Annotated in this window: 9 protein-coding genes and 1 pseudogene; all 10 read left to right on the top strand. The window is 62.0% G+C overall.

Going from position 1 to position 10,412, the window contains the following annotated elements; all coding sequences use genetic code 11:
* A pseudogene (locus D7V93_RS27965) lies at positions 1-619 on the top strand (kinesin); the annotation flags it as partial.
* A 68-nt stretch (positions 620-687) separates the two neighbouring features.
* Positions 688-1,590, top strand: a complete 903-nt coding sequence (locus D7V93_RS27960; RefSeq protein WP_120646293.1) for a tyrosine recombinase XerC — start codon at positions 688-690, stop codon at positions 1,588-1,590.
* 382 nt (positions 1,591-1,972) lie between these two features.
* Complete coding sequence (locus D7V93_RS27955) at positions 1,973-3,283, top strand: AAA family ATPase (RefSeq protein WP_120646292.1); 1,311 nt, start codon at positions 1,973-1,975, stop codon at positions 3,281-3,283.
* Positions 3,228-4,262: a hypothetical protein gene (locus tag D7V93_RS44575; protein ID WP_147451373.1), complete on the top strand. Its 1,035-nt coding sequence runs from the start codon at positions 3,228-3,230 to the stop codon at positions 4,260-4,262. The genes D7V93_RS27955 and D7V93_RS44575 overlap by 56 nt, the downstream gene beginning before the upstream one ends.
* Complete coding sequence (locus D7V93_RS27950; protein ID WP_120646291.1) at positions 4,259-5,911, top strand: DUF262 domain-containing protein; 1,653 nt, start codon at positions 4,259-4,261, stop codon at positions 5,909-5,911. Before D7V93_RS44575 ends, D7V93_RS27950 begins: the two co-directional genes overlap by 4 nt.
* 176 nt (positions 5,912-6,087) lie before the next feature.
* Positions 6,088-6,483, top strand: coding sequence for a DUF1801 domain-containing protein (locus D7V93_RS27945; protein WP_244237552.1), 396 nt, complete (start codon positions 6,088-6,090; stop codon positions 6,481-6,483).
* A 79-nt stretch (positions 6,484-6,562) separates the two neighbouring features.
* Positions 6,563-7,090 carry an ATP-dependent protease subunit HslV gene (gene hslV / locus D7V93_RS27940; RefSeq protein ID WP_120646290.1) on the top strand — a complete coding sequence of 176 codons (528 nt, stop codon included), beginning with the start codon at positions 6,563-6,565 and terminating at the stop codon, positions 7,088-7,090.
* 12 nt (positions 7,091-7,102) lie between these two features.
* Positions 7,103-8,500: an ATP-dependent protease ATPase subunit HslU gene (gene hslU / locus D7V93_RS27935; RefSeq protein ID WP_120646289.1), complete on the top strand. Its 1,398-nt coding sequence runs from the start codon at positions 7,103-7,105 to the stop codon at positions 8,498-8,500.
* Between the two features lie 59 nt (positions 8,501-8,559).
* On the top strand, positions 8,560-9,786 hold the full coding sequence (locus D7V93_RS27930) for an aspartate aminotransferase family protein (RefSeq protein WP_208723172.1): 1,227 nt from the start codon (positions 8,560-8,562) through the stop codon (positions 9,784-9,786).
* Positions 9,787-9,853: 67 nt separating this feature from the next.
* Positions 9,854-10,412 (top strand): J domain-containing protein (locus D7V93_RS27925; protein WP_147451372.1); only part of this gene is annotated, 559 nt, incomplete at its 3' end.

Genomic DNA, 10,412 nt, shown 5'->3' with positions numbered 1-10,412 from the left:
GCCCGCGGGCGCGGGCCTCGCGGGAGTGCTCGCGGCGGGAGGCATCGCGTTCGCGGCCCTGGGCTCCGCGCTGGCGTTCATCCTCACGCAGGTGAAGTCGCTGACGCTGGTGGACGTCATCACCGCGGCGACCATCCTGGCCATCGTGGTGATGGCGCCCGCGGGGCTGCTCGGGTGGATGAAGCTGCGGCGGCGCAACCTGGCGCTCTTGCTGGAGGGCTCCGGCTGGGCGCTCAACGACCGGCTCATCCTCACCCCCGGCGTGGCGAAGCTCATCACCCGCCGGCCGAAGCTGCCCAAGGGCTCGCGCGTGGACCGCTCGGACCTGGTGCGCGGGGCGCTGCGCCACACGCAGGACGATGACGAGGCCGAGAGCCTGTCGCCATGGGCCCGGCTCGGCCTCACGCTGCTCGTGCTGTTCGTCCTCGGGTGGCAGGTGCGCGCGCCCGTCACGGAGTGGCTCTGCGCGTACAACTGGCTGTCCAACGACACCTGCCGGGTGCTCCTGCCCAGGCTGGTACCGACGGTGCTGCCAGTCCCTCCGGACACCGGGACCGCCAGTCCGACCACGCCGACCACTCCCATTGTTCCGGCTCCAGCGCCGGTGCCCGCGAAGTAGGGCGCTGGCGCGCTCGCGGGCCGACGTGAATCTTGCGAGGATCGGGGAGCCCCCTAGGCTCCCCGACCATGTCGACCCTGTCCCCGCTCCTGGAGAAGTTCCGCGCCCACCTGGAAGAGGAGAAGGACGCGTCACCGCACACGGTGCGCAACTACCTCATCGACCTGGTGGACTATGAGCGCTACCTCGTGGAGCGGATGAAGCTGTCGCTGCTGGCGGGTACGCATGCCGCCATCCGGGGCTACCTGGGGACGCTCAGCGTGGACCACGCCCCCGCGAGCCGGGCGCGGCGGCTGGCGAGCATCAAGTCGTTCTACAAGTACCTCGTGCGGCAGAAGCTGCTGCCGGCGAGCCCCGCCAAGCTGGTGAAGAGCCCCAAGCTGCCCAAGACGCTGCCCAAGGTGCTGCCGGTGGAGGAGGTGTTCGCCATCCTCGACGCGCCGGACCTGGACACGGTGCTGGGGCTTCGCGACAAGGCCATCCTGGAGATGCTCTACGGCGGCGGCCTGCGCATCAGCGAGCTGTGCGGCCTGGACCTCCTGGGCGTGGACCGGAGCAGCCGCATCGTCCGGGTGATGGGCAAGGGCAGCAAGGAGCGCCTCATCCCGCTCAATGCGAAGTCCATCCGCGCGCTGGAGGCGTACCTCGCGCGGCGCGGCGAGCTGCTGGCCACGGTGCACGCGGGCCAGGACCCGGACGCGCTGTTCCTCAACTTCCGCGGCGGCCGGCTGACGCCCCGGAGCATCGCGAGGCACCTGGACGCGTACGTGCTCCAGTGCGCGCTGGCGCGCAAGGTGAGCCCGCACGCGATGCGCCACTCCTTCGCCACGCACCTGCTGGGCGGAGGCGCGGACATCCGCAGCATCCAGGAGCTGCTCGGCCACGCGAGCCTGTCCACCACCCAGAAGTACACCCACGTGACCTTCGAGCAACTGCAAGAGGTCTACGACGCCGCGCACCCGCGCGCGTGACGCGTCTGGGATTGATAATTCCAGCTCAGTGGCGGATGTCTGTTTGGATGGAATGCCTTGTGATGAAGTGTGGCGTCAGGACGGCTAGTGCGACGTAGAGGATTGATAGGGCAATGCTATTTCATGCTGGTTCTTGTTGCAGAAAATGCGGCAGTTGGCACCTCTGGCTGCCAGGATGGCTCCATTCTTGGGGCCGTAGAACGACAAGGTAACGAACGGTCCAAAATCATGGTGAGTGTTTTATTTTGAGGGCTGTCGATATGGAAATGCAATAGGATTGTGAGACTAGCTGAGGCAGGCGGAGGCGTGAAGAACAGGAAGTCTCCTCCAGAATGTTCGCCTGTGCAGTGCTTCTAGGTAGCGTTGTCTACAGGAGTTGACCATGGAACTGACCGGCATATCTTTCGAGAACTACAAGGCGTTCTCCCGCAGGGAGACTCTCGTCTTGCGTCCGCTTACCATTCTTATTGGTCGAAATAGTTCCGGCAAAAGCGCGATTGCCCGATTCCCATTGCTGCTCGCTCACGCACTTGCTGAGCGTGCTCAGTCGCCCCTTGAGCTTGATATTCGAGGAGTGGATTTTGGAGGATCGTTTGTAGACCTTATCCATAACCGCACCCCGCACGGAGCTATCGGTCTCGGAGCAAGCTTCGAAAGCGCCGAGGGGGACCGCCTCGAAATATGGGCGAGAGTTCAGCACTTCAGCGAATTCATGATGCAGGTAGTAGACTCCTTCGAGATTACGAAAAACGGTCAACCACTACTAAGCCTCCAGCGATCAGAAGTAGACCCTCAAGTTGAAAAGGCGATCTATAGCGGGCAGTGGGGCAGAGAAGAAGCCAAACTCAGTCTCTATCTGTCGTTCCGTGGACTCTGGCCAGTCGTCCACTTTTCTCCTCAAGGAACCGAAGAGTCAGCACTCCGTCTAGAGGAACTCTCTAATTCTCTGAGCAGTCTACTACCGCAACTCCAGAGAGCGGTTGACCGAGTGGGCTACTTGGGCCCCTTTCGTGTTCCGCCAACGCGGCAGTACCGTTTCCCTGGAGGGCTTCCCCAGAGCGTGGGTGTAAGTGGTTCCGAAGCTCCTGCTCTTCTAGGTGCGGATTCGTTGAGAAAAGGCGGAGTTGTTCTGAAGGCCGTCAGTGATTGGTACCGCGACTACCTGGGGGGGTGGATGTTAGATATCTCGCGTCATGGAGATTCTTTCTCGCTGGTACTCCGTAGCCCAGACGATCCGAGTATTGAAGTGAATTTGGTGGACGTTGGGACTGGGCTGAGTCAGGTGCTCCCCTTGGTTGTTCAGCGCCTCTTTGAAACTCTTACGGGCAAGAGTAATGGCCTGGAGATTATTGAGCAGCCTGAACTGCACCTGCATCCTGGTGCCCACGGCGACTTGGCAGACCTGTACATCCAGGCGGCTCAACAACCCGGAGCTCGCTTCCTTATCGAAACTCACTCTGAAAATTTTATTCTTCGTATCCGTCGACGCCTCGCTGAGGGTAAGTTCGATGTGAGTCGTGTTGGTATTTATTGGGTCGATGATGCACCACGGCCTGGCAGTCTGATTGAGCCAATTAATCTTTATTCAAATGGGGATGTCTCATCATGGCCTCGAGGTGTCTTCGCGGAGGACTTTGATGAAGTACGTGCCATCCGCGCTGCCCAACGTGGGGCGAACAACGATGAGGGTTGAAATCAAGTTGGACGTACTGGCAGATAGGGGATCGTGGTATTTGCTTGATCGGATTATTGATTGTTTTATGGAGGAGCGACATGTCTGGCATTTCGAAGACGAAGAAATGCTCCTAGGCAGCCCGTGGTTCAGCGAGGAGCCCAATAGTCGGACTACCAGCCGTAACCTTGAAGCCCTTCAAAAATACGTAACCGCAATTGATCGCGAGCCGCCTTCCCATCGAATGCATGGTCTGTTCGTCGCTGTCACTCGTGACCCTTTGGTTCTTGGTGGTGTTACGCCAGAGAGAGCGAGAAGTATTCTTGAAGGAAAGGCGTATGTCATTGTAGAGAACTCTGGGAGTGATGGGACTTTTCTCAAAACAATGATGAGAGTCCTGGGACGCAGAGCGCTTGCGGATGCATTTGATCGCCAGTGGTGGGAAATCGACCATGCCGGGGGGAAGGGCGAGATCGAACGACGCGTCATCGGCCTTGTGCAAAAAGGTGTTCCTCGGAATCGAATCCTTGTTGTTGCGGATAGCGACAGGCTGTCCCCAGAGCACAAGTCCGACACTATGGAAATGCTGGATGGAGTCTCAAGAAAGCATCAGGTTGGTGCTCTCTTGCTTCATAAGCGTGAAATTGAAAACTATCTCCCCGTCAGTGTCCTTCAAGTGGCACGCCAAAAGAAAACATATAGGGCCTTCTTAGTGCTCTCGGCTCAGCAGCGAGACTATTATGACATGAAAGAGGGTTTTCGGAGGAATGCCGAGAGTGGGAAGCCAATAATCCCCAAGCAGCAGGAAGCGCTCTTTGAGAGCATTCTGAAACGAGGCCGCCATGTGGTTGATGCACTGTGCGGAGGTTTTGGTGATGATGTCTGGCGACTCTTCGAGCTTAAGGCGTCCCCCATCGACGAATTTGCCGTAAACATGACATGTACAACAAACCCAGGCGAAATTGACATCATTCTTGATCGGATTGAGGGACTCCTGTGAACGAACCGTCTGCTCCAATCGTCAAGCCTGATTTTGCGATTATTGAGGAGATTTTCGAGGAAGTTGGAGGTGGAAATCTTCGCATTCCGCGCTTCCAAAGGCCATTCTTCTGGAAGCCCGATACAATGCGTGAGCTGTTCGATAGCATTCAAAAGGGCTATCCTGTTGGCAGCCTCCTTTTGTGGAATACCGTGGAGGCTTTTGAGAGTTTCGAGAAGGTAGGGCCGCTTGAAGTGCCGAGTGTGTCATCTGGCTCTGTAAGCTACGTCCTTGATGGACACCAGCGACTTTCTACATTGTACGGAGTGCTTCGTCTTCCGCAGGAATTCCCCAAAGGGCCAGAGCAAAGCGACTGGCGTTGGTGGATTTGGTATGACTTGATGAGTGATAGTTTTGTGCATCACCGAGCTGGGGATGCGCCTGCTTATTTGTTTCCGCTTAGGGCGCTGCTCCGTACGGTGGATTTCCTGAAGGCAGCACGCATACTGCAGGAGCAGCTTCCGAAAGAGTCACCTGCGCTTATTGATAAAGCTGAGAGGCTGGCTCAGAAGATTAAATCATATAAGCTGGCCCTTATTCGGATTCAGGGTGGTAGTTTGGAGCAGGCTGTTGAAATCTTCTTTCGTGTCAATAAGCGCGGCGAGGAGATGACTCCGGATCAGATGGTGTCTGCACTGACGTACAGAGAGGGGCAGAATAGTTTCGATCTCGCTAGGCGGATTGATGAGATTATCTCAAATTTGACTGAGTACCATTTTGATGAGATGAGTCGTGTCATTGTCTTCCGCGCTATCGTTGCTGCAGCGGAGGAGGACATTCTTAGGACTAATTGGACGCAGCTTGCGAAGAAGCTGGGTAAAAAGTTGCCTGAGACCGTGGATGTTGCCGAGGCGTCCATGATGCGTGCGGCAAAATTCCTTGTTGAGGAGTTGCGGGTCCCTGGAAGTCGGCTTCTTCCTTATGCGCTGCAGTTTGTGATGCTGAGTGAGTTCTTTCGCCAAGAACCAGAGTGTACGCCTCAGCAGATTGCACTGATCCGGCGCTGGTTCTGGTCCTCGTCTTTTTCTGGTTGGTTTGCTGGGGCAAATTCGACAAACATTCGATTGGCATTGGGTGAGTTTCGGCAGCTAGGAAGGGGGTTTCTTAATGCATTCAAGACTATTAGGCTTGATGATGTTGCTAGGCCGTATCCCGGAAATTTCGATCTGCGTAGTGCTCGTGTTCGTGCCTTACTTCTTACTCAGATTCAAAGGATGACGCCTCTTGGTGTTGATGGGAATGAGCTCGATATTGCGAGTCTTTTGGCTGAGTATGATAGTCATGTGTTTCAATATGTTTCTAGGAATCCTGCGGATCACGTGTCTAATCCCGCCAACAGGATTCTCTTGCCTCTTGTTAAGGGGCGGGCTGTCCGAGCGCAGCTCTTGAATATTTCGCCAAGTCTTAGGTCTCGGGTGTTGGATAGTCATTCTATTTCAGTGGATGCGTATGAATGTCTCGAGCGTGGTGATGTCCGTGGTTTCGTGGAGAGTCGAGCTGTATATCTCGCGTACTTGGAACGGGGTTTCATGACTGAGCTTAAGATAACCCTGCCTCAGAGTGACTCTGGTGAGGCTGATATTGATACAGACGGTGGAGAGTGGCGCTGACTTGCGGTGGCAGCGACGCTGTCTTGTTGAGTTTGTCGTGGGGTTTGTTGGTTGGTCTGTTGGGGTGGTGGCTTTGGTGGTGTAGGGATGGGTGATTGTTTGTTTTTTTACTGTTTGGGTTCGTGATAGGTGAGTGTGGTTGTGGTGTGTTGGGCTTGTTGATGGGAATGATGGGAATGAACATGTCGAACCGGAGTGAAGAGGTCGAACAGTTCATGGCGGCGCTCGAGCACCCGCTGAAGGCGGAGATCGACGCCGTGCGCGCCGCCATCCTGGCCTCCGACAAGACCATCACCGAGCGCATCAAGTGGAAGGCGCCCAGCTTCGTCCACGCGGGCGACGACCGGGTGACGTTCCGCCTGGCCCCCAAGGGCATCTTCCAGCTCATCTTCCACCGGGGCGCGAAGGTGAAGGACACGACGGGCTTCAAGTTCGAGGACGACTCGGGGCTGCTGGAGTGGCTCGCCGCGGACCGCGCCGTCGTCACGCTCCAGGACGCGAAGGACGTGAAGGCGAAGAAGGCGGCCCTGGTGAAGCTGGTGGGCCGGTGGATGAAGGCCACCGCCACCTGAACGTCCTCCGACGGTGAGGGAGCGGACAGCCGGGCCGTGTTTGCTGGTGGGGGAGGGGCGGGCTTGTTAAACCCCCCCCATGTTCCATGGCACCACCATCCTCTGCGTTCGCCGCGACGGGAAGGTCGTCATCGCGGGCGACGGCCAGGTCAGCCTCGACAAGACCATCATGAAGAACACGGCGCGCAAGGTGCGCCGCATTGGAGAGGGACAGGTCATCGCCGGGTTCGCCGGCAGCACCGCGGACGCCTTCACCCTCTTCGAGCGCTTCGAGTCCAAGCTCAAGGAGCACCAGAAGAACCTGGCGCGCGCGTGCGTGGAGCTGGGCAAGGACTGGCGCACCGACCGCTTCCTGCGCCGCCTGGAGGCGCTGCTCATCGTCGCGGACCGGGAGAAGACGTTCATCCTCTCCGGCGCGGGCGACGTCATCGAACCCGACCACGGCATCGCGGCCGTGGGCAGCGGCGGCACCTACGCGCTGTCCGCCGCGCGCGCGCTGCAGGCGCACACCCAGATGTCCGCCCGCGACATCTGCACGCAGGCCATGGCCATCGCCGCCGACATCTGCGTCTACACCAACTCCAACGTCACCTACGAAGAGCTCTGAGAGGACCGCCCCGTGGCCGAAACGCGCAAGTTGTCCGCCTTCACGCCTCGCGAGGTCGTCAGCGAGCTGGACCGCTACATCGTCGGGCAGAACGACGCCAAGCGCGCGGTGGCCATCGCGCTGCGCAACCGGTGGCGCCGCCAGCAGGTCTCCGACGACCTTCGCGATGAGATCTACCCGAAGAACATCATCATGATCGGCCCCACCGGCGTGGGGAAGACGGAGATCGCCCGCCGGCTGGCGAAGTTGTCGCAGGCGCCCTTCGTGAAGGTGGAGGCCTCCAAGTTCACCGAGGTCGGCTACGTGGGTCGCGACGTGGAGTCGATGATCCGCGACCTCGTGGAGGCGGCCATCGCGCTCGTGCGCGAGGAGGAGACGGAGAAGGTCAAGCCGCGCGCGGAGGAGCTGGCCGAGGACCGGCTGATGGAGCTTCTGCGCGGTGGCGGCGCCTCCCGCCCGTCCGCGCCGCCGCCCTTCGGCTTCTCGCCCCCGCCGCCCACCGCGCCGTCGCCGCTGGGCGACAGCGAGCGGGAGAAGCTGCGCGCCCAGCTGCGCGCCGGCACGCTGGATGATCAGCACGTGGAGGTGGAGACGAGCGAGAGCACGCCCACGTTCATGCGCAACTTCAGCGGCCAGGGCATGGAGGAGATCGGCGTCAACCTCCAGGACCTGTTCAAGAACATGCCGGGCATGAAGAACACCCGGAAGCGCCGCGTGCGCGTGCCTGAAGCGCTCCAGATGCTGCGCGCGGAGGAGGCCCAGAAGCTGGTGGATCCGGACCGCGTCCAGCGCGAAGCCGTGCAGCGCGCCGAGTCCAGCGGCATCGTCTTCATCGACGAGATCGACAAGATCGCCAGCCGCGAGGGCGGCAAGGGCGGCAGTGGCCCGGACGTGTCACGCGAAGGCGTCCAGCGCGACATCCTGCCCATCGTGGAGGGCTCCGCCGTCAACACGAAGTACGGCCAGGTGAAGACGGACCACATGCTCTTCATCGCCGCGGGCGCGTTCCACGTCTCCAAGCCGTCGGACCTCATCCCGGAGCTGCAGGGCCGCTTCCCGATTCGGGTCGAGCTGGAGGCGTTGTCCGGCGAGGACCTGGTGCGCATCCTGCGCGAGCCGAAGAACTCGCTCCTGCGCCAGTACACCGCGCTGCTCGCGACGGAGGGCGTGCGCCTGTCCTTCACGGACGACGCGGTGTCGGAGCTGGCGCGCATCGCGCAGCAGGCCAATGACCGCACGCAGAACATCGGGGCCCGCCGCCTGCACACCGTGCTGGAGCGCCTGCTGGACGACGTGTCCTTCACCGCCAGCGAAATGGGGCCGCGCGACTTCCAGGTCGACGGCGCCTACGTGCGCGAGCGCCTGTCCGCCATCGTCCAGGACGAGGATCTGTCGCGCTACATCCTCTAGCGCGCTAGCGTCCCCGTCCCGTCGTCCCCCGCGCCGTAGGAATCGTGAGGAATCCCGCCTTGTCGCAACCGTCGCCCTCATCCGCCGCCCCTGGTAACGAGACCCTCATCCAGAAGGCGAAGCAGCACCTGCTGCAGAACTACAAGCAGCAACCCATCGCCCTCGTGCGCGGGCAGGACACGCGGTTGTGGGATGCGGATGGCAAGGCGTACCTGGACTGCATCGGCGGCATCGCCGTCTGCGCCCTGGGCCACTGCCACCCGGAGGTCGTCGCCGCGGCGAAGGCGCAGCTGGACACGCTGTGGCACGTCTCCAACGTCTTCTATTCGCAGCCGCAGATCGACCTGGCCGAGCAGCTCACGCAGTGGGCGGGCCTGCCGCGCGCGTTCTTCTGCAACTCCGGCGCGGAGGCCAACGAGGCGCTCATCAAGCTGACCCGCAAGGTGATGAAGGACCGGGGCACGCCGGAGCGCTTCGAGATCATCTCCTTCGAGAAGAGCTTCCACGGCCGCACGCTCGCCACCGTCACCGCGACCGGCCAGCCGAAGTACCACGCGGGCTTCGAGCCCCTGCCCGCGGGCTTCCAGCACGTGCCCTACGGCGACCTGGAGGCGGTGCGCCGCGCCGTGGGCCCCGCCACCGCCGCCATCCTGGTGGAGCCCATCCAGGGCGAGGGTGGGGTGCGCATGGCGCCCCCGGGCTTCCTCGCGGGCCTGCGCGCGCTGTGCGACGAGCGCGGCCTGCTGCTGCTCGTGGACGAGGTCCAGACGGGCATGGGCCGCACCGGCAAGCCCTTCGGCTTCATGCACGACGGCATCCAGCCGGACGCCATCAGCATCGCCAAGGCCCTGGGCAACGGCCTGCCCATGGGCGCCATGCTGTGCCGCGAGGACCTGGCGGCCAGCCTCACGCCAGGGACGCACGGCTCCACGTTCGGCGGCAACCTGGTGTCCGCCGCGGCGGCCAACGTCGTCCTGCGCCTGCTGCGCCAGCCTGGATTCCTGGCGGACGTGCAGGCGAAGGGTGAGCACTTCCTCTCGGCGGGCCGCGCGCTCCAGGCCGCGCTGCCCGCGGGCCGCGTCAAGGCCGTGCGGGGTCAGGGCCTGCTGCTGGGCATCGAGCTGGACCGCGAGGTCGCGCCCATCATCGCGAAGCTGCGGGATGCGGGGCTGCTGGTGAACTCGGCGGGGGATACGACGCTGAGGTTCGCCCCGCCGCTCATCATCACCCGGCAGGAACTGGACGAAGCGCTGGGCATCCTCCAGCGTGTACTGGCCTCTCTCTAGCGAGGGGCCCTCCAACCCCGGGATGTTTGACGCCCTGCGTCCCGGATACCTACACTCGGGGATTCGCTTGAGCGCGCCCAACCCCATCGTCGGCCTGGGGGGCCGGACCGACCACATCGCCACGGTGCCCCACCTGGACCCGTCCCGCCTCCAGCTCAGTCCGGAGGAAGGCACGGTGCTGTCGCTGGTGGGCCGTGTCGAGCGCATCGACGCGGTGCTGTCCCGCTCCACGCTGGGCGAGGCGCGCACCATCGCCGTGCTGCTGTCCCTGCGCGCCAAGGGCGCCATCGTCCCTGCGCGCGTGGTGGCCCGCACGGCGCCCGCCGCCCCGGTGGTGGACGCCGCCATGTCCGAGGAAGTGGACCTGGACCCCGAGCAGAAGCGCGAGATCATCGACCTGGAGCGCGCAATCGACGGGATGGATCACCATGCCGTGCTGGGCGTGCCCCGGGGCGCCACCGCCGCCGAGGTGAAGCAGGCCTATTACAACGCGTCCCGGCGCTTCCACCCGGACCGCTACTTCGGCAAGAACCTGGGCAGCTTCCGCGCCCGGCTGGAGCGCATCTTCAAGCGCCTCACCGACGCCCAGAACGCTCTCAGCCGCGCGGACGCGCGCCCTCCGACTC

Source organism: Corallococcus llansteffanensis, assembly GCF_003612055.1.
In the GTDB taxonomy this organism is placed as follows: Bacteria; Myxococcota; Myxococcia; order Myxococcales; family Myxococcaceae; genus Corallococcus; species Corallococcus llansteffanensis.
The sequence above is the reverse complement of the archived record's forward strand: the minus strand, read 5'-3'. Positions and strand labels throughout refer to the sequence as shown.